This window comes from Blastococcus sp. TML/C7B, assembly GCF_016612845.1.
GTDB lineage: Bacteria > Actinomycetota > Actinomycetes > Mycobacteriales > Geodermatophilaceae > Blastococcus.
Genome location: NZ_JAEOAA010000001.1, coordinates 39,898 through 63,565, shown reverse-complemented (window position 1 = coordinate 63,565; position 23,668 = coordinate 39,898). Strand labels below are relative to the sequence as shown.

Annotated in this window: 18 protein-coding genes, 1 tRNA gene and 2 pseudogenes; 15 read left to right on the top strand and 6 right to left on the bottom strand. The window is 69.6% G+C overall.

Features of this window, described 5'->3' with window-relative positions; all coding sequences use genetic code 11:
- Positions 1–84: 84 nt before the first annotated feature.
- The 5 genes from JKP76_RS00290 to JKP76_RS19820 are packed head-to-tail and all read left to right on the top strand — an operon-like array spanning position 85 to position 3,973.
- The gene (locus tag JKP76_RS00290) at positions 85–729 is read left to right on the top strand and encodes a zf-HC2 domain-containing protein (protein ID WP_200489084.1); all 645 of its coding nucleotides are present in this window, start codon (positions 85–87) and stop codon (positions 727–729) included.
- Entirely contained in the window at positions 726–2,507 is a 1,782-nt protein-coding gene (locus JKP76_RS00285) for a copper resistance protein CopC (protein ID WP_309232780.1), read from the top strand. The genes JKP76_RS00290 and JKP76_RS00285 overlap by 4 nt, the downstream gene beginning before the upstream one ends.
- Positions 2,508–2,545: 38 nt before the next feature.
- Positions 2,546–3,259 (top strand): YcnI family protein, encoded by a 714-nt coding sequence (locus JKP76_RS00280; RefSeq protein ID WP_200489083.1) that lies wholly within the window; start codon positions 2,546–2,548, stop codon positions 3,257–3,259.
- Complete coding sequence (locus JKP76_RS19825) at positions 3,256–3,603, top strand: hypothetical protein (protein WP_242471129.1); 348 nt, start codon at positions 3,256–3,258, stop codon at positions 3,601–3,603. Before JKP76_RS00280 ends, JKP76_RS19825 begins: the two co-directional genes overlap by 4 nt.
- Before the next feature lie 16 nt (positions 3,604–3,619).
- A complete protein-coding gene (locus JKP76_RS19820; RefSeq protein WP_242471128.1) occupies positions 3,620–3,973 on the top strand; it encodes an SCO family protein in 354 nt (117 codons plus the stop codon).
- 39 nt (positions 3,974–4,012) lie between these two features.
- Here the strand turns inward: JKP76_RS19820 and JKP76_RS00270 are convergent, their stop codons facing one another.
- The 4 genes from JKP76_RS00270 to JKP76_RS00255 are packed head-to-tail and all read right to left on the bottom strand — an operon-like array spanning position 4,013 to position 8,275.
- The gene (locus JKP76_RS00270; RefSeq protein WP_309232779.1) at positions 4,013–4,825 is read right to left on the bottom strand and encodes a phosphocholine cytidylyltransferase family protein; all 813 of its coding nucleotides are present in this window, start codon (positions 4,823–4,825) and stop codon (positions 4,013–4,015) included.
- Complete coding sequence (locus tag JKP76_RS00265) at positions 4,812–5,939, bottom strand: CDP-glycerol glycerophosphotransferase family protein (protein ID WP_200489082.1); 1,128 nt, start codon at positions 5,937–5,939, stop codon at positions 4,812–4,814. The genes JKP76_RS00270 and JKP76_RS00265 overlap by 14 nt, the downstream gene beginning before the upstream one ends.
- Positions 5,936–6,691 (bottom strand): HAD family phosphatase, encoded by a 756-nt coding sequence (locus JKP76_RS00260; RefSeq protein ID WP_200489081.1) that lies wholly within the window; start codon positions 6,689–6,691, stop codon positions 5,936–5,938. The genes JKP76_RS00265 and JKP76_RS00260 overlap by 4 nt, the downstream gene beginning before the upstream one ends.
- 48 nt (positions 6,692–6,739) lie before the next feature.
- Entirely contained in the window at positions 6,740–8,275 is a 1,536-nt protein-coding gene (locus JKP76_RS00255) for a mannitol dehydrogenase family protein (RefSeq protein WP_200489080.1), read from the bottom strand.
- Between the two features lie 412 nt (positions 8,276–8,687).
- Here JKP76_RS00255 and JKP76_RS00250 point away from each other — a divergent pair, with 412 nt between their 5' ends.
- From JKP76_RS00250 to JKP76_RS00235, 4 genes are all read left to right on the top strand, one after another.
- Positions 8,688–9,500 carry a M23 family metallopeptidase gene (locus JKP76_RS00250; RefSeq protein ID WP_200489079.1) on the top strand — a complete coding sequence of 271 codons (813 nt, stop codon included), beginning with the start codon at positions 8,688–8,690 and terminating at the stop codon, positions 9,498–9,500.
- Between the two features lie 58 nt (positions 9,501–9,558).
- Positions 9,559–9,939, top strand: a complete 381-nt coding sequence (locus JKP76_RS00245) for a helix-turn-helix domain-containing protein (protein WP_242471127.1) — start codon at positions 9,559–9,561, stop codon at positions 9,937–9,939.
- Between the two features lie 37 nt (positions 9,940–9,976).
- On the top strand, positions 9,977–10,372 hold the full coding sequence (locus JKP76_RS00240; protein ID WP_200491191.1) for a VOC family protein: 396 nt from the start codon (positions 9,977–9,979) through the stop codon (positions 10,370–10,372).
- A 114-nt stretch (positions 10,373–10,486) separates the two neighbouring features.
- Positions 10,487–10,559, top strand: a tRNA-Ala gene (locus tag JKP76_RS00235).
- Positions 10,560–10,759: 200 nt separating this feature from the next.
- Here JKP76_RS00235 and xerC read toward each other — a convergent pair.
- Together xerC and JKP76_RS00220 are read right to left on the bottom strand one after the other, a co-directional pair.
- Positions 10,760–11,785: pseudogene (gene xerC / locus JKP76_RS23710) on the bottom strand (tyrosine recombinase XerC); the annotation flags it as partial.
- A 73-nt stretch (positions 11,786–11,858) separates the two neighbouring features.
- Positions 11,859–12,158 (bottom strand): helix-turn-helix domain-containing protein, encoded by a 300-nt coding sequence (locus JKP76_RS00220; RefSeq protein ID WP_200489077.1) that lies wholly within the window; start codon positions 12,156–12,158, stop codon positions 11,859–11,861.
- Positions 12,159–13,345: 1,187 nt separating this feature from the next.
- Here JKP76_RS00220 and JKP76_RS23705 point away from each other — a divergent pair.
- From JKP76_RS23705 to JKP76_RS00195, 6 genes and pseudogenes are all read left to right on the top strand, one after another.
- Positions 13,346–13,987 (top strand): annotated as a pseudogene (locus JKP76_RS23705) (type I restriction-modification system subunit M N-terminal domain-containing protein); the annotation flags it as partial.
- A gap of 112 nt (positions 13,988–14,099) precedes the next feature.
- Complete coding sequence (locus JKP76_RS19810) at positions 14,100–15,752, top strand: N-6 DNA methylase (protein WP_255522488.1); 1,653 nt, start codon at positions 14,100–14,102, stop codon at positions 15,750–15,752.
- The gene (locus JKP76_RS00210) at positions 15,745–17,025 is read left to right on the top strand and encodes a restriction endonuclease subunit S (protein WP_200489075.1); all 1,281 of its coding nucleotides are present in this window, start codon (positions 15,745–15,747) and stop codon (positions 17,023–17,025) included. The genes JKP76_RS19810 and JKP76_RS00210 overlap by 8 nt, the downstream gene beginning before the upstream one ends.
- Entirely contained in the window at positions 17,022–20,327 is a 3,306-nt protein-coding gene (locus JKP76_RS00205; RefSeq protein WP_200489074.1) for a type I restriction endonuclease subunit R, read from the top strand. Before JKP76_RS00210 ends, JKP76_RS00205 begins: the two co-directional genes overlap by 4 nt.
- Positions 20,324–21,031: a M48 family metallopeptidase gene (locus tag JKP76_RS00200; protein WP_200489073.1), complete on the top strand. Its 708-nt coding sequence runs from the start codon at positions 20,324–20,326 to the stop codon at positions 21,029–21,031. The genes JKP76_RS00205 and JKP76_RS00200 overlap by 4 nt, the downstream gene beginning before the upstream one ends.
- On the top strand, positions 21,028–23,652 hold the full coding sequence (locus tag JKP76_RS00195) for a TrlF family AAA-like ATPase (protein WP_200489072.1): 2,625 nt from the start codon (positions 21,028–21,030) through the stop codon (positions 23,650–23,652). The genes JKP76_RS00200 and JKP76_RS00195 overlap by 4 nt, the downstream gene beginning before the upstream one ends.
- Positions 23,653–23,668 lie beyond the last annotated feature (16 nt).

Below are 23,668 nucleotides of genomic sequence, written 5' to 3'. Positions count from 1 at the left end.
GGAGGGCGGAGGGCGGACCGGGGCCAGGTCGGGTGTGAGGGAGGTCTCGGGAACTCCGGAGGGGGCTCGCGCGACCAAGAGGACATGCCGTGCTCCCCCTACCGCGAGGCGGTCTCCGCGCGCCTGGACGGCGAGCCCCTCGGGATGCCCGCCCGCGCGCTCGAGGACCACCTCGGCGTCTGCAGCGCCTGCGCCGCCTGGGCGGACCGGGCCGCCCTGGTCACCCGCCGCGCCCGGCTCGCTGCCGCGCCGCCGGTCCCGGACCTCACCGCCGACGTGCTGGCCGCGCTGCCCCGCGAGCTGCCCGGTGCGGCTCCGGCCGCCCGCGCGCGGCTGGTGGGGACCGCGCTGCGGTTCGCGCTGCTGGTCGTCGGCGTCGCGCAGGCCGGCATCGCCTGGCCGGTGCTGGTGACCGGCGTCGGCGCCATGAGCGCACCCGCGCACATGGCGCACGAGACCGGCGCCTGGAACCTCGCCGTCGCCGCGGCGCTGCTCGCCGTCGCCGCCCGCCCCGGGCTGGCCGCCGGCGCGCTGACGGCGCTGGGCTCGCTCGCGGTCCTGCTGGTCCCGGTCACGCTGGCCGACCTGGGGGCCGGGCACGTGCACCTCGACCGCGCCGTCGCCCACCTGCTGCTGGTGGCCGGCGCCCTCCTCGTCGCCGTCGTGGCCTGGCGCGGTTCGCGCCGGCGCCTCTCGCCGGCCGTGCCCGGGCGGCGGTTGGCCGCGTGACCGCTGCCGTCCGCGTGCCGGGTCGCCGCGCCGCGGCCCTGCTCGTGCTGCTGGCCGGATGGCTGCTCGCCGCGCTCGTCTCGGCCGGGCCGGCCGCCGCGCACGCCACCCTCGTCTCCACCGACCCCGCCGAGGGCTCCCGGCTGGACGCCGCGCCGTCGGAGGTGACGCTCTCGTTCAGCGAGGGCGTCTCCCTCGGCGCGGGCTACGCGCGGGTGCTCACCGCCTCCGGCGACGAGGTGGGCGGCGGGGAGCCGTCGGTCGACGGCGACGAGCTGCGCATCCCGCTCCCGGGCGACCTGGGCGACGGCGGCTACCTGGTCACCTACCGGGTCGTGTCGGCCGACTCGCACCCCATCTCCGGGGCCTTCTCCTTCGTCGTGGGCGAGGGGGAGCTGGTCCCGGCCGGCGTCGGCGCGGGGGAGGCCGACGCCGATCCGGTGGTGGCGGCGCTGCTGCCGGCCGTGCGCGCGATCGGCTTCGCCGGCACCGCGCTCGCCGTCGGCGTCCCGGTGCTGGCGCTGCTGTGCTGGCCCGGCGGCTGGGCGTCGCCGCGGCTGCGCCGGCTCGCGGGCGGGGGAGCGCTCACGGTCGCCGGTGCCGCCGCCCTGTCGTTCCTGCTGCAGGGGCCCTACTCGGCAGGGACGGGGGTGGGCACGGTCTTCCGCCCGTCGCTGCTCTCCGCGACCGCCGCCTCGGGCACCGGCTGGTCGCTGCTGGCCCGGATCGTGCTCGCGCTCGCCCTGGCCGCGGCGCTGCTGCCGGCCTGGCGCTCCGGGCGCGCCCCCGAGCCGCCCGCACTGGCGGGCGGGGCGGTGTTCGCCGGGGGGCTCGTCGTCGCCACGGCCGCCACCGGGCACCCGGTCGCCGGGCCCTGGCCGCTGCTGGCGGTTGCCGTGGCGACCGTGCACGTGGCGGCGATGGCGGTCTGGCTCGGTGGGCTGGCCGGCCTGCTGGTCGGCCTGGTCCGGCCCGGCCCGGAGGCCGCCGACGTGGCCGACGCGATGCCGCGCTACTCCCGCCTCGCGTTCGCCGCCGTCGCCGCGCTGGTGGTCAGCGGGATCATCCAGGCGGTGCGCGAGGTCGGCTCGCCCACCGCGCTGCTGGAGAGCACCTACGGCGGGCTGCTGCTCGTCAAGGTGCTGCTCGTGCTCGTCGTGCTGGGCGCCGCCGGGGTCTCCCGCGTGTGGGTGCAGCAGCGGCTGGGCGTGCGCCCGGCCCGAGCGGCGAGCCGTCCCCGGGTGACCGCGCAGGCCTTCGCCGCCGCCGCCGCCGAGGACGACGACGCCGCCGCCCGCGGGCGGGTGCAGCAGGAGAACGCCGTCGAGCACCTGCCCTCGCTGCGCCGCTCGATGCTCGTCGAGGTGGCCGTGGCCGCCGTCGTCCTGGCGCTGTCGGCCGTGCTGGTCGGCACGCCCCCGGCCCGCTCCGCGGTCGCCCAGCCGGTCGACGTCACCCTGCCGCTCCAGGGCACCGCGGGGGAGGCGGGCAGCGTGCAGGTGTCGGTCGACCCGGCGCTGGCCGGGTCGAACGTGCTGCACGTCTACCTCTTCGACGAGGACGGCCGCCCCACCCAGCCCGTCGGCATCGAGGTCTCGCTCACCGAGGAGGCCCAGGACATCGGGCCGGTCGACGTCGAGATCGCCGGCGCCGGCCCCGGCCACTACACGGCCGACGCCATGACCATCCCGAAGGCGGGCACCTGGACCCTCACCGTGACCCTGCGGCTCGACGAGTTCACCGCCACCCGGGCCAGCACCGACTTCCCGGTGCGCTGACCGTGATCCACCCCGTTCCGAACAGGAGACCCGTGTCCATGTCCCGTCCCCTCTCCCGGCTGGCCGTCGTCCTCGCGGCCGCCCTCGTGGCGCTCGCCGCGTCCGTCACCGGGGCCTCCCTGGCGTCGGCGCACGTCACGGCGGCCTCCGCCGACGCCGCGCCCGGCGGGTACGGGAAGGTCGTCTTCCGCGTGCCCAACGAGAGCGACACCGCCAGCACCGTCGGGCTGCGCATCCAGGTGCCGGCCGAGGCGGCGCTGGCCTCGCTGCGCGTGCAGCCGGTGCCGGGCTGGACGGCCACGCTGACCAGCTCCGAGCTGCCGGAGCCGCTGGAGGCGCACGGGCAGGAGATCACCTCCTACGTCTCGGTCGTGGAGTTCCGCGCGACCGGCCCCGGCATCGCACCCGGGGAGTTCCAGGAGTTCGCGCTGTCGGGCGGGCCGTTCCCCGACGCCGACGAGCTGACCTACCCGACCGTGCAGTCCTACAGCGACGGCACCGAGTCGGCCTGGATCGAGCCGGCGGTGGACGGCGAGGAGCCCGAGCGGCCCGCCCCCGTGCTGTCGCTGGCCGCCGACAGCGGCGCCGACGGCGCGGGCGGGGACGAGTCGTCCACGGAGTCCGCCGCGGAGAGCGGGTCCGACGACGGCACCGCGACCGCGGCGCTCGTCGTCGCCGTCATCGCCCTCGTGGGCGCCGTCGCGGCGGTCGTCCTCGGCCTCCGCGCCGGCCGTCGTACCGTGGCTCCGTGAGCCGATCCGTCCTGCGCCGTGCCCGCTCCCGCTGGGCCCCCGCCCGCCGGCTCCCCGCGGGTGCGGCGCTGCTGCTCGCCGCGGGGGTGGCCCTCACCGGCTGCGGCGGGTCCTCGGCCGAGGAGCCGTCGTCGCAGGCCGAGGGCGGGCACGACCACTCCGGCAGCGAGCCGCCGGCCACGGTGGAGGGGCCGGACGAGGTGTACGCCGGGTTCGACCTGGCCGAGCCCTACCGGCGGCCTGCGTTCACGTTGACCGACACCACCGGCGCGGCCTACGACTTCCGCGCCGAGACCGCCGCGGCGCCCGACGCTGCTGTTCTTCGGCTACACGAACTGCCCTGACGTCTGCCCCACGACCATGGCCGACCTGACGGTGGCGCTGCGCACCGTGGACCCGGCGATCGCCGAGCAGGTGCAGGTCGTGTTCGTCACCACCGACCCGGCGTTCGACACCCCCGAGGTGCTGGGGAAGTACCTGGCGCAGTTCGACGCCGACCTGCCGGTCCGCTACGTCGGGCTGACCGGTGACCAGCAGACGATCGAGCAGGCGCAGCTGTCGGCGGGCGTTCCGCTGGCCGAGGACGAGGGGCGCCTGCACTCGACGCTGCTGCTGCTGTACGGCGCCGACGACGAGGCGAACGTGGCCTTCGACACCGGGAACACTTCCCGCGACATCGCCGTCGACCTCGGGCTCGTCGTCGACGGGCGCTGACCGCGCGGCCGGCCGGGGCAGCCCCCGGCCGGCCGCGGCTCAGCCGACGTCGGCGACGGTGTTCAGCGGCGCCGGGAACAGCGTGTTGGCACGCGCCAGGTCGGTCTCGAAGTCGACCTCGACGGCGCTGTACGCGGAGATGTCGACCGGGCGGACGCGCAGCCCCGCGGACTCGATCGCGGTCTCGATGCCCCGCTCGAAGTAGTCCTGGTCGCCGCAGGCGGCCAGGTGCTCGATCAGCGTGGCCTTGTCCGCCGAGGAGATGAAGTTGATCCCCACGGCCTCGCCGAGGCCGCCGACGACGGTCTTGGACAGCTCGTCGACGTAGCCGTCGGCGTCGAGGGTGTACTTGACCTCCTCGTCGGCGACGGCGCTGGTGTCCACGCAGACGAAGCTCTGGTCGGCGGCCATGCTGGGCAGCGCCAGCTCGAGCACCGCCGGGTCGAAGACCACGTCGCCGTTGAGCCACAGCACGCCGCCGTCGCGGGTGGAGCGCAGCCCGCGCAGCAGGCTCTTCGACGTGTTGGTCACCGCGAAGTCCGGGTTGTACGCGAACAGCAGGTCCGGGGCGGCCTTCATGATCTTCTTGCTGCGGTAGCCGACGACGGCGGTGATGCTGACGTCCGCGCCGAGGACGGCGCGCAGCCCGTCGAGCTGGCGCTGCAGGATGCTGCGGCCGTCGCGGAGCTCGGTGAGGGGCTTGGGGTCCGAGCGGCCCAGGCGGGTGCCCATGCCGGCGGCCAGGATGACCACCTGGACCGACGCCCCGGAGGCCCGCCGGCCGGCGGCACGCGTCGAGAGGGGCGCCATCCCCCGGCGGACGGGGTTGAGCACGCGATCACCGTTGCGCACGAGCGTCATCTCCCTCTGTGGTGCTGAGCTGCCCGGACGCGGTTGCGGACGGGAGGACGAGATCGAGGACCCGCCGGGTCGCGGCGCCGTCCTCGAGGTGGCTGAACATCGCCTGGAACCGCGCGTAGCGGTCGGCGTGCTGCTCGGCGAGCCGATCGATGTCGGCGATGGCGTCGACGAGCTCCTCGCTGGTGCGGACGAGCGGCCCGGGGGCGACGTCCTCGAGGTCGAAGTAGAAGCCTCGCAGCTGGTCCCGGTAGCGGTCCAGGTCGTAGGTGAAGAAGACCATCGGCCGCCCGGTGATGGCGAAGTCGAACATCGTCGACGAGTAGTCGGTGACCATGAGGTCCGCGGCCAGGTACAGGTCGCGGATGTCCGGGTGGCCGCAGACGTCGCGGACGACGGAGCCCTCGGTGACCTCCAGCCGGCTCATCACCATGTTGTGCAGCCGCAGCAGCAGGACGTGGTCGTCGCCGAGGCGCGCGGTGAAGGCGTCCAGGTCGATGGGGAACTCGAAGTCCTGCCCCTCGTTGCCCTCGAAGACCAGGTCGTCGCGCCAGGTCGGGGTGTAGAGGACGACCTTCTGCCCGTCGTCGATGCCGAGGTCGGCACGCACCCGTGCCCGCACCGCGTCCCGCTCGGGGCTGCTCAGCAGATCGTTGCGCGGCAGGCCGGTCTCGTGGACGGGGCCGGTGAAGCCGAACGCCTTGCGCAGCCGCTCGGTGGTCACCGCGTTGGGGGACAGCAGCAGGTCCCACCGGGCGATGTCCTGGTCCAGGTAGGCCAGCCGGCCCTCGGGCGCCCACAGCACGTCGTTGTGGATGCGCTTGAGCATCGTGCCGTGCCACGTCTGCAGGTAGGTGGTGCCCGGCCGCTTCTCCCAGTCCAGCGGGATGTGGTCGTTGGAGATGACCAGGTCGGCGCCCTCGAGCGCGGCGATCGACTCCGGGCTGCCGAAGGTCACCGTCGCGATGTCGGCGGGGAAGGTGGCCTGCGTGTGCGGCGCGGCCAGCCAGGTGTGCGTGGCGTCCACCCCGCGGGCGAGCAGCTCCTCGTAGAGGGCGCGCGGGCTGTCGGAGAAGTGGCCGCGGAAGGCGACGTAGACGATGTTCACCGGGCACCGGCCCCGGCGAGCACCGGCAGGAGCAGGTCGGCGAGCTCGGCCCACGAGCTGACGACGGTCAGCGCGCCGGCGGCCAGCAGGGCCGCCTCCCGCTCCGCGCGCTCCTCGGGCAGCACGAACAGCAGGTTGCCGACGACGGGGCAGCCGGCGGCGACCGCGGACCGGACCCCGGCGACGGCGTCCTCCACGGCCAGGCCCTGCTCGGGGGCGATGCCCAGCTGCGCGCAGGCGTGCGCGTAGACCGCCGGATCGGGCTTGCTGGTGGGGACGGGCAACGAGTCCTCCGCGCTGTACCGCCGCTCGGGCGGGAGCAGCGCGTCCAGGCCGGTGGCGGTGAAGCAGGCGGCCAGCCGGGCGAGCGCGCTGGAGCTGACCACGGCCAGCTCGAGGTGCGCGGCCAGGGCGGTGAGCGCGGCCTGCGTCGGCGGGTGCGGCTGCAGGGTGCGCGCCAGGTGCTCGGTCACCGCACGGCGCTCCTCGGCGACCCACGGCTCGAGATCGACGCCGGTGACCCCGGCCTGCTCGGCGAGGGTCCGCGCCGTCGACCGGAAGTTCATGCCGGTGGCGGCAGCCCGGAGTTCGGGAGCGGTGAAGCGCCGGTCGATCCCGAGCGAGGCGAGGAAGGCGTTCGTGACCTCGGTGGAGGCGTCGAACGCCGGCTCCTCGGACGGGAAGAGGTTGCCGTCGGCGTCGCAGAGCAGGTGCGTGACCTGCTCGGGGAGCGTCGGCGGAACGGTCGGCACCGGGGTTCTCCTGTCGGTCGGTCTGTCGTGGGTGGGGGGGTGGGTGGATCAGCGGAGCGGGACGGCGGTGCCGGTGGCCAGCGAGGCGCGGACGCCGTCGCGGTCCAGGCGTTCGAGGGCGGCGCGCAGCCCGTCGACGAACCCGGCGTCGTCCCCCAGGTCGCCGAAGACCGAGCGGAGCCCGAGCAACGGGCGGGGATCGGTGCCGCCGGCCCGCGCGAGCGCCTGCAGCCGTGCTGCGTGCGGGTCGTCGACGGTCCACCGGCCGGCGTCGTCCCCGCGCAGGTACCGGAACCAGCCGGCGACGGCGAGGGTGAGCAGCCGGTGCGGGCGGCCGGCGGCGAGCGCCTCCTGCAGCGAGGGCAGCAGGTGGTGCGGCATCTTCGTCGAGCCGCGGCGGCACAGCCGGGGGAGGCCGTCGGAGATCGCCGGGTTGGCGAACCGCTGGAGCAGGGTGCGCTTGTAGTCGGCCAGGTCGATGCCGTCCGGCCGGGGTAGCAGCGGCGTCACCTCGTCGTCCATCAGCCGCTCGACGTAGTGGGCGAACACCGGCTCGGCCATGACCTGGTCGAGCGTGGCGAGCCCGGCGAGCGAGCCGAGGTAGCCCAGCGCGCAGTGGCTGGCGTTGAGCAGCCGGGTCTTCATCAGCTCGTAGGCGGCGACGTCGGGGACGAAGCGGACGCCGACCTGGTCCAGCGGCGGGCGGCCGTGGCTGAAGTCGTCCTCGATGATCCACTGCGAGAACGGCTCGGTGATGACCGGCCAGCGGTCGTCGACGCCGTAGCGGCGGGCCACGGCCTCGCGCTCGCCCGGGGACGTGTGGGGCGTGATCCGGTCGACCATGCTGCTGGGGAAGGCGACCCGGTCGGCGATCCAGCGGGCCAGCACCTCGTCGCGCAGCCGGGCGAAGCCGACGACGGCGGCGCGGGCGGCGTCCCCGTTGCGGTGCATGTTGTCGCAGGAGACGACGGTGAACGGCGCCAGGCCGGCCCGGCGACGGCGGTCGAGCGCCTCGACGAGGTAGCCGAAGACCGTCCGCGGGCGGTCGGGGCAGCGCAGGTCGGCCCGGATGTCGACGTCGTCGGCGTCGAAGGCGCCGCTGGACGGGCTCAGCCGGTAGCCGCTGCCGGTGATGGTCAGGGAGACCATGCGGGTGCGCTCGTCGGCGAGCAGGTCCAGGACGCGGGCAGGGTCCTCCGGCGCGAAGTGGTAGTCGACCATCACGCCGACGACGCGGGCGCGCTCACCGTCGGGGCTGCGCTCGACGACGGTGTAGAGGTGGTCCTGGGGCGCCAGCGCTTCCTTCATCGTGCGGCTGCGCAGGCCGACACCGACCACGCCCCAGCCGTCACTGATGCGGCGCTGGGCGACCTCGTCGAAGTAGAGCAGCTGGTGGGCGCGGTGGAAGCCGCCGACGCTGAGGTGGACGACGGCGGGTGTGAGGGCGGACCGGTCGTAGGTCGGCACGACCAGCGACTCGTCGTAGGACCCGAGCGACTGCTCGGTGAGGGGCCGGATCTCCGGCGACTGCGCCTCGGGGGCGGCGGGGGAGAACGGGAAGATCTCGACCTGCGTCAATCGCACCCCTCCTACGTCGCGTCCGTGCTGCCTCCAGCGGCCGATCCGGTTTCGGACCACTACTGATCAGCAGTACACGGGGTGCGGCACCAGCCGCGCAATGGTTCCCGTGCCGATGTATCCAGGTCGCAACCGGAGTCGGGCACACGGTCGACGCGGGATGTTCCACGCCGGGAGAGGGGACATTGCCAGTCCGGCGGCTCCGCAAACGGCCTGGTCGCCCGCTCGGGTGTGATGCCGCTCATCGGGATCGAATGACAACGCCGTGATTCCCGCGTGGGACGCATGTGACGTGTGGGGCGGGTCACGCGGCGTGTCGTGGGCGGCACGCCGAACGGCTGGTCACGAACTCGTCACGGAATGTTTCGATGTGCGCGGCCACTTCCTCTGGCCACTCCTCGCACGGATGGGCTCCTGAATGCGCGCACGGATCGGTTCCGACACCCCGACCGAGCTCCTGGTCGCGGTCGACCCGAACCCCGTCCGGCGCTCCGCGGCCCGGCACTCGCGCCGTGCCGCCCGCCCGCCGCGCCGGCCCGGCCTGCTGCTCGGCGCGGTGCTCGCCGGCGGCGTCGTCGCCGCGCTGGGGTTCACCGGCCCCGCGGGGGCTTCCGGGGAGAGCACGTCGGTGCTCGCCGCCCAGCAGCAGCTGCTCGGCGCGGAGGAGCAGCTCGAGGTGCTGCCCCAGGCGTCGGTGTCCGTCGCGGAGGCACAGGCCCGGCTGCAGGAGGTCGCCGCCTCGCGGGCGGCCCGCGCCGAGGCGGCGGCGGAGGCCGAGGCGGCAGCGGCGGAGGCCGAGGCGGCTGCCGCGGAGGCTGCCCGGCCGAAGGCGGTTTTCCCCATCGAGGGGGCGAGGCTGACGAGCAGCTTCGGTCCGCGATGGGGAACGACCCACAGGGGCCTGGACCTTGCTGCTCCGATGCTCACCCCGGAGTACGCGGCAGCCGACGGAGTCGTCCTCAAGGCGGGCGCGGCGAGTGGCTTCGGCCTGGCTGTCTACATCCTGCACGACAACGGCGACGTGACCGTCTACGGGCACATGGAGAAGATCCTCGTGGAGGCAGGGCAGTACGTGGACGCGGGACAGACGATCGCCCTCGTCGGCAGCCGCGGCCAGTCGACCGGCCCGCACCTGCACTTCGAGGTGCACGAGGGGGGCATCGACGGACGGCGAGTCGATCCGATGGTCTGGCTCCGCGAGCGCGGCGTGGACGTGGATGCGGAGGTCTGAACCGGCCGATGTGGTGAGCGGTGGGCCGGCGCATCGCGCGGAGGAGTCCAACCGCAGGTTGCTGCGGGCGCGGGACGCCATGGACCGGCGCTACGCGGAGCCGCTCGACGTCCCGACGCTCGCCCGGATCGCGTACGTCTCCGAGGCGCACTTCATCCGGACCTTCCGTGCGACCTTCGGCGAGACGCCCAACCGCTACCTGCAGCGGCGGCGGGTAGAGCGGGCGATGTTCCTGCTGCGCTCCACCGAGGACACCGTCACCGACATCTGCATGGCGGTGGGCTTCTCCAGCCTGGGCACGTTCAGCCGGGTGTTCCGGGACGTCGTGGGGGAGTCGCCCTCGGTCTACCGGCGCCGCGGGCCGCTGCCGCCGGTGCCCTCGTGCTTCGCCATGGCCTGGCTGCGACCGAGCAGTTTCGGAGAAGCCCCGGGCCGGTGAGCCGCCCTAGCGTTCGCGGCATGCTCACCTCGACACCATCACCCAGATCTACGTCCCCGACCAGGACCAGGCGCTCGACTTCTACGTCGGCAAGCTCGGCTTCGAGGTCCAGGCCGACATGGACTTCGGCCCGATGCGCTGGCTGACCGTCGTCCTCCCGGGTGCGCCCGACCGCGCGGTCCTGCTGGAGAAGCCCGGGCCGCCCTCGATGAGCGAGGAGACCGCGGCCGAGGTGCGGGCCGCGATCAGCAAGGGCGTGGCCGGCGGGCACCTCTTCTTCGCCTGCGACGACGCCTACCGGACCCACGCCGAGCTCAAGGCCAAGGGCGTGGAGATCACCGAGGAGCCGGTCGACCAGCCGTACGGCATCGACTTCGGCCTGCGCGACCCGTTCGGCAACCACATCCGGATCGCGCAGATGAAGGGCGCCTGAGCCGTCGGCAGGCGACCGCCGCTCCTCGGTGCCGCGCCGCCACCCCTGCGCGGTGGCACGTCGCCAGCCCTGTACAGTTACCTCCGGCTCGGGCGCACCACTCCGGGTCGGTACGGGGCTGTGGCGCAGCTGGTAGCGCACCACACTGGCAGTGTGGGGGTCAGGGGTTCGAGTCCCCTCAGCTCCACCCCGATGACCAGGCCGTTCTCCATTTGGAGGACGGCCTGAGTCGTCTCTGGTTGCAGTTGTGGTTGCAGTTTGCCCACCCTTACCTGGCAGCAGCAGGGCGCCCATCCGGTCGGCGGCCTCGCGGGCGAGGGCCGGCATGACGTGGCTGTAGATGTCCATCGTGGTGCGCATCTGGCTGTGGCCGAGCAGCTCCATGACCACCCTCGGGTGGACGTTCTCGCTCAGCAGCAGGGTGGCGGCGGTGTGCCGGCCGTCGTGCAGCCGGACGTGCCGGACGCCGGCCACCTGGAGCAGCCGCGTCCAGTCGTCGTGGTCGGTCTTCTTGTCGATCGGCCGGCCGTTCGGCTGAGCGAAGACCAGGTCCTCGTCGTGCCACTCGGAGCCGGCCAGCATCTGCTCGCCGAGCTGGGCCGCCTTGTGCCGGTGGAGGTCGGCGGCCAGCGGGACCGGGAGGGCCAAGGTGCGCTGGCTGCGCCGGGTCTTGGGCTCCTCGTAGATCAGCCCGCCGCCGCGGACGCGGTGGATGCTGCGCCGGACCGTCAGCGTGCCGGTGAGCAGGTCGATGTCCTTCCACTGCAGCGCCAAGGCCTCGGACTGCCGCAGGCCGAGGGCGAGGGCGACGGTCCAGCGGGCGGAGTTGCGCACACGAGCCGCGGCTCCCAGGACGGCGCGGGCCTCATCGAGGTCGAGGGCGGTGGCGATGTCGCTCTGCTTCTGGGCCGGTGGATCGACGAGGCCGGCCACGTTGCGGGCGACGTGGCCGCGTTGCATGGCGACGGTGAGCGCTCGGGACAGGATGCGGTGATGGCGCAGCACGGTGGCGGGGGAGTAGCCGGCGTCGAGGAGCGCGGTGTAGAGCTGGTCGAGGTGCTCGGGGCGCAGCCGGTCGAGGCGGTGCCGTCCGAGTCCGGGGATCAGGTGCTTGCGGACGGCGGACTCGTAGCTCTCCAGCGTCCGTTGCCGCACCCGGCGCGGGGCGATGGTGGTCAGCCAGTGCTCGAGCCACTCGGCGAGCGTCGGGGTGGAGACGGCGCTGAGAGTGCCGGCGTCGCGCTTGCGCTCCAGGTCGCGGACTTTCGCGACGACCACGGCCCGGGTCTTGCCGGTGACGTGCCGGCGGTCTGGCTTGCCGGTGAGGGTGAAGCCGACGGAGACGTAGCCGTGCCACCGCCCGTCGGCGTCCTGGTAGATCGTCGACTCGCCGTTCGCTGAGCGCCCTGCCATCGGTCACCCCTGGGTCGTGGGCCGGAGTGTCAGTCTCGCCGAGCGATCCGACACCGGCGGAGCGGTTGTGGACTCACGCGGCATCGGGTGACGTCGGGCCCAGTTCGAAGAGTCCGCGCTGGTCCGTGGTGGTCCCGGACCGGCGCAGCGCGCGAGGAGCGGTGCGGGGAGCTTCCAGGCCGCGAACGTAACGTTCGAGCTCGCTGCGGGAGAGACGGCAGCTCCGGCCGATGTGGACGGGGTGCAGGTCGCCCGCCTTCATCAACGCATAGACCGTCGTGCGCCCGAGGCGGAGCACCGTGGCGGCCTCCTCGGGGGTGAGGAGCAGCGGGTCGCTGGAGACCGGTTGTCGAGGTCGCTGCGCGTCGCTCATCTCGCCCTCCTCGTCGCGTGGCCTCGTGCGCCGGCGGCGGCCGGCGCCGCACGCCCACCTGGAGAAGGCGCCATTCCCGGCCTGTTGGTGACAGTGCCGCGCAAAGTTCCTGCTCTTCTCCAGTTCCTGTTGTCCGAGCTCTTGGTCACCTAGGGCCCGACGTCCGTCGGCTTGCTGGGTCTCCTGATCTGCTCCGGCGCGTCCCCGGTCTTCCTCCAGTACGGCGACGGAGCGAGTCGATTCGTCGGTCGCAGGCCGCTTACGACCCTCGCTGGCCCGTGAGCGACGGAAGTGACCAAAGCCCAAATGAACGGCCACGACCAGGTCCTTGGCAGGAGCCCGGCAGCGACGGCGCCCCGTCACCCCTCAGCGGTTCTTCGCACGGTGAACCCTCGTCCACGTTCACGCGTCCTGGCCTGAGCGCTTTCCGCGGCCATCTCGACTGCCCAGGCGGAGAAGACCACGACCTGACACACCTCATGCATCCAGGACTCTGCGACCGTCATGCCAGCAGACGACGAAGGGGTGACAGGGTGCGTGCGCCGGCGCTCGGCAAATCGCGCGACGGTGACCGGGCGCCTGAGATCGCCCGCCGAGGACCTGAGCCTGGCGTGCTGCCGCTCAGTGGCGCGCCGGTCGGGGTGACATCAGAGACGGCTTGCTCGTCGCCGGCATCCCCCCGTCTTGTCGTCGTCCGTAGCCACCTGCTCTACGGAGGACGGTTCCGACGTCACCGACGACGCCGATGCCTACCGGAGGAAAGCCACCGTGCGGCTGTGGGCCCTGACGGCAGGTCGGGCGCACCACTTCAGCGGCAACCAGCACCACAAGTCTCCGAGCCCGAAATGCAAGACGTGTGTCGGTCGTGATCGCGGTGTGATTGCAGGGAGCGTTGGCGCTGGAGGAGACGCAGCAGTCGGTTGACTAGGGCACGGGCTTGCCCTAGATGCCAACGCGTCTCGCTGCGGACGATGGGCGAGCGTTGCGTTGCCGTCTTGTCCGCGGGTGCGCATAGGGTCGCTGCGCGTAGCCCGGCCGGCACCGTCCAGGATCCGGCAGCGCCTCCGTCGGCTACCTGGGAGGGCGAGCAGTCTGATGTCGGTCAGGTCCCTGTTGATGACCAGGGGTGTACGCGCCTGGCGCCGTCTGTTCCAGGCTGAGCGACTCACCCAGGGGAGCGCTCGCTGATGGCGCGGCTGACGCTGCCGCAGCTGGAGCGGCACCTCTTCGCTGCGGCCGACGTACTGCGGGGCTCGATGGAGGCCTCCGCGTACAAGGAATACATCTTCGGCATGCTGTTCCTGAGGTACGCCTCAGATCAGTTCGAGGATGAGCGGCAGCAGGTGATCGCCGAGCAGCTGGCCCGCGGGCGATCACAGGCTGAGGCTGAACAGCGCGCCGAGTCGCCGTCCTTCTACAAGACCTTCTACGTCCCCGTCCGCGCGCGTTGGGAGCAGATCCGCGACCACGCACACCACAGTGTCGGCAGCGAGCTCAACAAGGCGCTTCAAGCGCTGGAGCATGAGAACCGGTCGCTGGACGGCGTTCTGCAGCACATCGACTTCACCCGCAAGGTCGGGCAGTCGTCGATGTCGGACAAGAAGCTGCGTGAACTGATCATGCACTTCAACAAGGTTCCACTGCGCCAGAAGGACTTCGAGTTCCCTGACCTGCTCGGGGCCGCCTACGAGTACCTGATCCGCGACTTCGCGGACTCGGCCGGCAAGAAGGGCGGCGAGTTCTACACGCCCCGCGACGTCGTGCGGCTCATGGTTCAGATCGCCGATCCCCACGAGGGCATGAGCGTCTACGACCCCTGCACTGGATCCGGCGGCATGCTGATCCTGTCCAAGGAGTACGTCGAGGAGAGCGGCGGCGACGGGCGCAACTTGGCCCTCGCCCGGCCAGGAGCGCGACGGCAGCGTCTGGGCCATCTCCAAGATGAACATGCTTCTGCACGGCATTCCGGACGCCGATCTCCGCAACAACGACGACGGCACCCTGGAGGACCCAGCGCACATCAGCGGGGGAGAGCTCCAGCGGTTCGACCGTGTGATCACCAACCCGCCGTTCTCGATGAACTACTCCGCCGAGGGGATCCCGTTTTCGGAGCGGTTCCGCTACGGCTACACGCCCGAGAAGGGCAAGAAGGCCGACCTGATGTTCGTCCAGCACATGCTGGCGGTCACGCGGTCTGGCGGCATGGTCACCACCGTCATGCCGCATGGTGTGCTCTTCCGCGGCGGCGACGAGGGCAAGATCCGCACGGGCTTCCTCGAGCATGACGTGATCGAGGCGGTGATCGGCCTCGGCCCGCAGCTCTTCTATGGCACGGGCATCCCGGCCTGCATCCTGGTGCTGCGTCCCGTCGGGTCCAAGCCTGCCGAGCGCGAGGACAAGGTGCTTTTCATCAACGCCGACCGGGACTACCGCGAAGGCCGGGCCCAGAACTACCTTGAGCCCGAGCACGTCGAAAAGATCGTCTCGGCCTTCCGTGCCTTCGAGGACGTTCCCGGGTTCGCTCGCGTGGTCAGTCGCCAGGAGCTGGCTGATAACGACGACAACCTCAACATCCGTCGGTATGTCGACACCACGCCCGAGCCTGAGCCGCAGGACGTCCGGGCACATCTGCACGGCGGCATCCCGATCGCGGAGGTCCAGGCCAAGGCTGACCTGTTCGCCGCGCATGGCATGAAGCCGGAGCGCCTGCTCGTCCCCAAGGCAGAGGGATACCTGCAGTACGCCGACGTGGTGGCTGACCGGAGGGACCTGCGTCGCCTCGTTGAAAGCGACCCGGGTGTCGTCGCTGCCGAGGCGGCTGTGAAGACGGCGATCGAACGGTGGTGGAAGTACGAGGAGCCGCGCTTCGACAAACTGGAGACTGTCGCGGATCTTGTTGCGCTCCGTAAGGAACTGATCGGAACTTTCCGGTCGGCCCTGCAGGCGACGCCTCTTCTCGACCACTTCGCAGTCAGCGGCATCGTTGCCTCCTGGTGGGGCACAAGCCTGCCCGACCTCAAGGCCCTCGCCACCCTCGGCTACAAGGGGCTTGTCGAGGCCTGGGTGACCACCGTCCTCGATGCTCTCGAAGAGGACAAGGCCAAGGTCGACCCGCTCGACCACAAGGCCGCCAAGGCCCTGCTCCCTGAGTACCTCGACCGGCTCGCCGCTCTGGAAGCCGAGGTGGCCGAACTCAACAGCACGATCAAGGCGGCCACTGCGTCTGATGACGAGGAAGAGGGAGACGGAGTAGCCGAGGAGGCCCTCTCGCCGACCGAGCTAAAGAAGCTGAAGAGCAAGCTGACGGCCGTAAAGAAGCAACTCAAGTCGGAGAAGGTCGCCTTCGCCGACCGTCTCGCAGCAGCCAGCGCGGCGCTCGATGACACCGCCGCGCGCCAGATCGTCCTTGACGGCCTGGAAAGCGACCTGCTGGCAGAGGCCGAAGACCGCGTCGCCCGGCATCGCCGGGCGGTGATCTTAGCCTTCCAGGCGTGGTGGGATAAGTACCGGACGCCGCTGTCGGCGCTTGAAGCCGAGCGTGACGCGGCCGCCACGGCGCTTGCCGGATTTCTGAAAGAGCTTGGATATGAGTGACAACTCGACACCGAGCGACTGGCTTCAGTGTGAACTTGGAGAGCTTACTGAGATTATTCTCGGGGGGACGCCAAGTACGGAAGTCTCAGCCTTTTGGGGCGGAACTATTCCCTGGATGTCCTCAGGGGATGTCCACATGAAGATCATCGACGACGTGCCGGGACGCATCACCAAACTTGGACTCGAGTCGAGCAATGCTCGACTTGTCAGTCCGCCTACCGTCGCGGTCGCCCTCGCAGGTCAAGGGAAGACTCGGGGCACAGCTGCATTGGTGCAGGCTACGGTCAGCACTAATCAGTCGGTGGCGCTGCTCCGACCCATCGACGAGCGCCTCGATGCGAGGTTCCTGTATTTCAATCTTGATCATCGCTACGAGGAGTTGCGTAATCGCTCGATGGGTGGCGGCCGCGCTGGCCTTTCGGCCGGAGTGCTCACGAAGGTGCCGATTGCACTTCCCCCTCGCGATGCTCAGCGGCGAATTGCGGCGGTTCTGGATGCGCTCGATGCTGAGATCTCTTCCTTGCAGAGCATCATCGAGAAGCTGTCTGTCGTCAGGCTAGGCCTCCTCAGGGACCTGATGACGCGCGGAGTTGCGTCCACGGGGCGACTGAGGCCGTCGCCCCACCAGGACGCGGCGATATATGTCGACGGCGTCTACGGCTTACGGCCCAAGGCGTGGCGCGTTGGTTTGCTTGATCAATTCGCCAAGAGGGGTAGTGGTCACACACCCAATAAGAATGTTCCATCATACTGGAACGGTGGCATCAAATGGGTCTCACTTGCCGACTCCTCCAAGCTGGACCGATTTCTTATAGAAGACACCGACAAACAGATAAGTCACACGGGAATTGCGAACTCATCGGCAGTGCTACACCCAGTTGGAACTGTTATCCTGAGCCGAGATGCCGGAGTGGGGAAGAGTGCGATCCTTGCCGAAGGCATGGCCGTTAGTCAGCACTTCGTGGCTTGGCAGGCGGGGCGCGAACTGAACAACGTCTACCTGTACTACTGGCTACAGTTTATGAAGAGGGCATTTGAAGGGATTGCCCTTGGTAGTACGATTCAGACAATCGGTCTGCCGTATTTCCGCAAGCTGCACATCACCGTCCCGCCGCTTGAGGAGCAGGAGGAAATAGCTCACCGCATGCGTCTGGTCGATGTCGATCTAGATCGCACGCGCGATGAGTTGGCCGCGCTCAAATTGCTCAAGCAGGGGTTGGCTGCAGACCTGTTATCCGGACGTGTTCGGGTGCCAGTCGGGGTGACCTCATGAGCCTGGGCTCCGAGTACACGGAAGTCGAGAAGCCCCTGCTGGACCAACTGGCAGGTCTCGGCTGGGAGGTCATCGAGGGCTCCAAGTCAGATCCGTCGGTGACCGGGCGCGACTCCTTCCGTGGCTCACTGCTGGAGGAGCGGCTGCGCGCAGCCCTGCGCAAGATCAACGCAGGCCCTGGCGGCTCTCCATGGCTCGACGACTCGCGGCTCTCCGAGGCCGTCTCGTCCCTGACACGGTCTGAAGTAGGCAAGCTCATCGAGCTCAACGAGCGGATGACTGAACGCCTTCTTGAGGGCGTGTCTGTGGCAGGGCTTCCCGACTGGGACCAGGGGCGAACGCAGCGGATCAGGTTCATCGACTTCGAAGAGCCGGCCAACAACGACTTTCTGGCCATCAACCAGTTCCGGGTGGACGAGCCCGGCGGCCAGGCCAAGAAGTTCGTCGTCCCTGACGTGGTGCTCTTCGTCAACGGCATCCCGCTGGTCGTGATCGAGTGCAAGAGCCCCTACGTCACTGACCCGATGGCCGAGGGAATCAACCAGCTCCGCCGCTACGCCAACCAGCGCGATTTGGGCGCGCCGGAGGGCAACGAGCAACTCTTCTGGACCAACCAGTTCGTCGTTTCCACGTACGGGGACAGGGCGCGGGTCGGCACCTTCACGGCAGGGGCCGAGCACTATTTGGAGTGGCGAGACAGCGCCCCCATGTCGCGTGACGATCTCGCCCAGTCGCTTGGCAAGCCCGTGTCGCAGTTGTCGGGTCAGGAGCTGCTGGTCGCCGGCATGCTGAGCCCAGCGAACTTGCTGGACATCGTTCGGCACTTCACGCTGTTCACGGAGGCCGGCGGCAAGCGCGTCAAGATCGTGGCGCGGTACCAGCAGTACCGCGCGGTCGGCCGGGCGCTGCCGCGACTGCGCACGGGCAAGACCCGGCAACAGGACGGCGAGAGCGACCGCCGCGGCGGCCTGATCTGGCACACCCAGGGCTCCGGGAAATCGCTCACCATGGTCTTTCTCGTCCGGGCGATGCGCTCGGATCCAGTGCTGCGGGCCTTCAAGGTCGTGGTCGTCACCGACCGCACCGACCTGGAAAAGCAGCTCGCCGAAACCGCGAAGCTCTCGGGCGAAGGCGTCGAGCGCGCCCGGAAAGCAAGCAAGCTCCGCAAGGTGCTGGCCGACAAGGGGCCGGCCCTAGTGTTCGCGATGATCCAGAAGTACCGCGACACCGACGTCCGGCAGGCCGATGGCACGGACGTCCAGCTCGCCGACGACGAGTCGCAGGAGTCTTTCGGTGTCCTGAACACCGACGAGACCATCGTGATCCTGGTCGACGAGGCGCACCGTTCCCAGACCTCGACCCTGCACGCCAACCTCATGGCCGCGCTGCCCAACGCCGCCAAGATCGGCTTCACCGGTACGCCGATCATGCGCGAGGGCAAGAAGCGCACCACAGCGATCTTCGGCGAGTTCATCGACAAGTACACGATCCGTCAGGCCGAGAGCGACGGCGCCGTCGTCCCGATCTTCTACGAAGGCCGCACGGCGAAGGGAGCCGTGGCCGGCGGCAGCGACCTCGATGAACTGTTCGAGGACATGTTCGACGAGCACACACCTGACGAGCTGGAGAAGCTCAAGGCCCGGTACGCCACGACGGGCGCGGTCCTGGAAGCGCGGAAGCTGATCGCCGCCAAGGCCCGATCCATGCTGTGGCACTACGTCTCCACCGTCCTGCCAGGCGGCTTCAAGGCCCAGCTCGCGGCGACCAGCCGCCTGGCGACCGTGCGGTACCGCACCGCACTGCTCGCGGCCCGTGACGACCTCGTCGGTCAGATCAGCGCGCTACCCGACCATCTCGTGGCCGGAGCATCCGACGGCAGCGTGGATATCGACGCGCTCGACCGCCGCACGCAGGTGCTGGTGCGGGCGCTGCCTTATCTCCCGCTCATCCGCGACCTCGACTTCATCCCGGTGATCTCCGGCAGCCACAACGACGACCCGACGTGGGCGCAGTGGACGGACAAGGCACGCCAGGACGCCGTCATCGCCGACTTCAAGAACCCGCTCGGGCCGGCGGGGGAGCAGACCAGTCCCATTGCCTTCCTGATCGTGCGGACCATGCTGCTGACCGGGTTCGACGCCCCGGTCGAGCAGGCGCTCTATCTCGACCGCTTCATCCAGGACGCCGAACTGCTGCAAGCCATCGCCCGCGTCAATCGGACTGCTCCCGGCAAGCAGGCCGGGCTCCTCGTCGACTACTTCGGGGTCGGTGCCCACCTGCAGCGGGCCCTGCAGGCGTACGCGCCGGAAGACGCCGAAGACGCGGTCGGCGCGTTGGCGTCCATCAAGGACGAAGTGCCGAAGCTGCGGGACCGGCACCACCGCGTGGTCGCCGTCTTCGCCCAGGCAGGCATCGAGACCTTCGATGCGGACGAGGACATCGAAGCGTGCGTCGCGGTGCTCGCCGATGAGGCGCTGCGTGCCCGCTTTGGTGTGCTGCTCAAGCAGTTCCTCAGCACCCTCGACACCGTCCTCCCGCGGCCGGAGGCGCTGCCCTTCGTGCTTGACGCCAAGCGGTTCGGGGTCATCCAGAAGGTGGCGCGCCGCCGCTACCGCGACGATGGGCTCGGCGACTTCGACCCATCCCTCTACGGCGAGAAGGTGCGCGCGCTCATCGATGAGCACGTCACCGCCCTGGGCATCGCCACCAAGATTCCTCCGGTGTCGGTGACCGATCCGGACTTCCTCGCCAAGGTCAAGGGCCTCACGTCAGCCAAGGCCAAGGCGTCGGAGATGGAACACGCGCTGCGGTTCCACATCAGGAAGAACTTTGACGAGGACCCGGCCCGTTACACGAAGCTCTCCGAGCGGCTTGACGAGATCCTCAAGGGGCTCACGGGCAAGTGGGATGAGCTCACGCTCGCACTGGAAGAGCTGCTCAAAGACGCCACTGACGAGGTCGATAAGGAGGCCGTCCACCACGATCCGCTGGTGGCTCGCTTCTACGGCCTGCTGGAGACCGAGCTCGCGACCAGCGCCGACTTGCCCGCCGAAGTCCGAGTCGACCTTGTCTACCTCTCTGAGCGGATCGTGGTCGAGGTCGTCGACCACGCTGGCATCGTGCGCTTCTGGCACAACCCGCATGCGCAAGACGACCTGCGCAAGGAACTCATCCACGCCCTCGACGACCGCGATCTGTTCCCGTTCGAGGGACAGGCCGCGATCGCGGACCGCCTGATGGAGCTGGCCAAGGCCAATCAGGCATTGATCGCCGAGCGCGTCGGCGGCGGGAGGGCATCATGAACGCGCTAGTCCTTCACCTCGATGGCATCCCGGTCCCGGTCGAGACCGCCGGGAGCAGCCGCAAGGCTCGGCTCACGGTCGAGGCAGACGGCTCGCTCAGCTTGCGAGCCCCCAGCGACGTGGCTCCCGACGAGCTCGAGCGGTTCCTGGTCTCCAAGCGGGCCTGGATTTACCGCAAGCTTTCGGAGAAGGAGGCCCTCCAACACGAGCCAATCACCAAGGAGATGGTGGACGGAGAGGGCTTCTCCTACTTGGGCCGCAGCCACCGCCTGCAGCTCTCCGACGACGCGACGACTGTGCGGCTGGAGCGCGGGGGCCTGGTGCTTCCGCGGACGAAAGCCGACGCGGGCGCTGAGCCGATCATCGAGTGGTACCGCCGGCGAGGGGAGGCCTGGCTCAAGCCACGCACCCGGTCGTGGGCCGAACGGCTCCGGGTCGAGCCGGAGGGTATCTCGGTGGCCGATCTCGGACGCAAGTGGGGGAGCGCCTCCGCTCACGGACGTGTGCGGCTGCATTGGGCGACCTTCCAGCTCCCACCGGCTCTGGTGGACTACGTCCTCGTCCACGAGCTGGCCCACCTCCGAGAACCGCACCACGGACCGGCCTTCTGGCAGGTCCTCGCGCGGGCCATGCCGGACTACGACGGGAAGAAGGAAGAGCTAGCACAGCGCGGGGCACGCTTGTGGTTTGGAGAAACGCGATGACCACAAGTCACAGCGCCGGCGCCCGGTGGATACGGGCCGCGTTGCAAGTGAATCCCTACGCCTACAACGGACGCGGGGCGCCGGCCAGCGCCTTCAGAAGTGAGAACGAGTACAACGACGCACTACTCGACCGATGCACTGCCGAAGGCATAGAACTCATCGCCATAACCGATCACTGGTGCGTCGATACTGCGCGATCACTGATCGATGCCGCGACAGCCCGCGACATAGTTGCGCTCCCGGGATTTGAAGCAAACTCAGCGGAAGGCGTCCACCTCCTGGTCATCTTTGAGGCGGGCACCGACTTCGCGGATATCAACGCTGCAATCGGGGTCTGCGGCGGCACGCCTGGTTGCGCTAACGGCACGGCAGGGGAGCCCTTCGCGGACATCCTGCGGAAGATGGGCGAGAGGGGTGCCCTGGTCATCCCGGCGCACGTCAATGTCGCGAACGCCGGCATGCTGACCGGCCGCTCGGGACCTCCGCTCGTCAACATGGTGACCCACCCCGATCTGCACGCCATCGCGGTCTCGCCGGACTCGTCAGCTGCGACCGACCAGGAAGCTGTCTGTGCCGGGCGCAAGCCCTACGACCGGGTGCACCCGCTCTCCGTCGTCTTCGCCGATGACGTCACGCACCCGAACGCCCTCGGCTCCAGAGGCGCGGCGACCTGGTTCAAGGTCAGTTCAACGCGCCTAGAGAACCTCAAGCTCGCGGTGCGGACACCCTCCACACGGATTGCGGTTGAAGATCCGCGATCTACTCCACGCCCCTTGGTCCGTCAGATTTCCTGGGTCGGCGGGTTCCTCGACGGCGTCACAGTCCCGCTGTCTCCCGACTTGACCGCATTGATCGGCGGACGAGGGACGGGCAAGTCCACAGTAATCGAGAGCCTGCGCTATGTGCTGGGCGTGGATGCTCTGGGCGAGCAAGCCAAGCGTGACCACACGGCAATCGTGTCGGGCGTCTTGCGTTCCGGGACGACCGTAAGGCTCGAAGTCGAGACGACCTCGCCGGTCCCGCGGCGGTACACGATTGAGCGTTCCGTGCCGAACCTTCCAGTGGTTCGTGACGCCGCCGGATCGCACACGAATCTTCGCCCGGTCGACGTTATCGGCACAGTGGAAATATTCGGACAACACGAGTTGGCCGAGCTTGCGCACGACAAGGCGAGCGTCGCCCGCATGTTGGAGCGGTTCTCGGGCGCTACCGGTCCAGACGCAGAGCACGATCGGATCGTGGGTCAACTCCGAGCGAACCGCGAAAAACTGCAGCGGGCAGAGATGGCTCGGGATGACTTGGAAGAAGAGCTCGCGGATATCCCGAGACTGGAAGAACATGTAGCGCACTACACCGCCACGGACTTGCCCACTCGACTCTCGGAACTGCAGAGACTCGAGCGCGACTCGGGAGTATTCAGGGAGGCGACCGAGCGCGTCGCCAATGTGCGTACAGTCCTCCAGTCGCTCACGGACCAGCAGGTGGTGGATTCGCTAACGGCGCCCATCGACGCGATCGACGAGTCCCCGCAGAAGACAGTCTTGGAAAGGGTGACGGCCGCAACCCAGTCGCTGAGCGAGAAGCTCACTGAACTGCAGGCGTCGGCCGACGTGGCTGTGCAGGCGGCGGTTCAGGCGATCGAAACTGCCGAAGCGGAGTGGAAGCTTTCGACAGAATCTCAGCGGGCCGGCCATGCGGAGGTCCTCCGCAAGCTAGTTGAGGATGGCCACGATCCCGACAAGTACCTGGCCACAACAAAGGCGCTGGACACTCTCGAAGCCAAGGCGCAGCGGCGCGAGGGCATCGCCAGGACGCTCTCCGAGCTGTCGCGGCAGCGCGGCGAACTTCTAGAGGAGCTGGCTACCAACGAGACCAAGCGGTTAGACGACCTCCACGAGGCCATCAGGTCGGCGAACGCCGCCACGAAGGGGGTCGTGATAGTACGGCCGGTAGCGGCACCTGACCGTAAGCACATCAAGGCCGTGGTCGAGCGAGGAGTCAAGGGAGCTCGCACCCAGATAATGGCGGCGATTGACTCGGAGAATTTCTCACCGCGAGCCTTTGTGGCAGCGGCCCGGGTCAGCGGAGAGGAGCTTGACCAGAAGTTTAACGTCAAGGGCGCACAGGCGGCCAACCTCCTGGCTGCTGGGGAACCCTTGCTCCGGGAGCTCGAAGAACTGAGTGTCGGACAGGCGGTCGACGTCCGGCTCGACATAGCAGCAGGCTCGGGGCTACGCGAGTATCGAAGTCTTGACGATCTGTCGAAGGGTCAGCGCGCAACCGCGCTGCTGCTTCTGCTGCTAGGAGCATCGACTGCCCCCCTCGTAATCGACCAGCCGGAAGATGACCTGGACAACCGGTTTGTGTACGACGGGATTGTGCAGAAGCTGCGGGAGCTGAAGGGAGCGCGGCAGATCATCGCCAGCACCCACAACGCCAACGTGCCGGTGCTTGGTGATGCCGAACTTATCGTGGCGCTGGAGGGGGACGGTCAACACGGGTGGCCCGCGGAGCAGGGTGTTGGCTCACTGGATGACGCCAAAATTCGTTCGCTCGCCGAGAACCTTCTTGAGGGAGGACCGACTGCCTTCAACGCACGCCAGCATCTCTACGGGTTCTGAGCCTGCTCAGTCACAA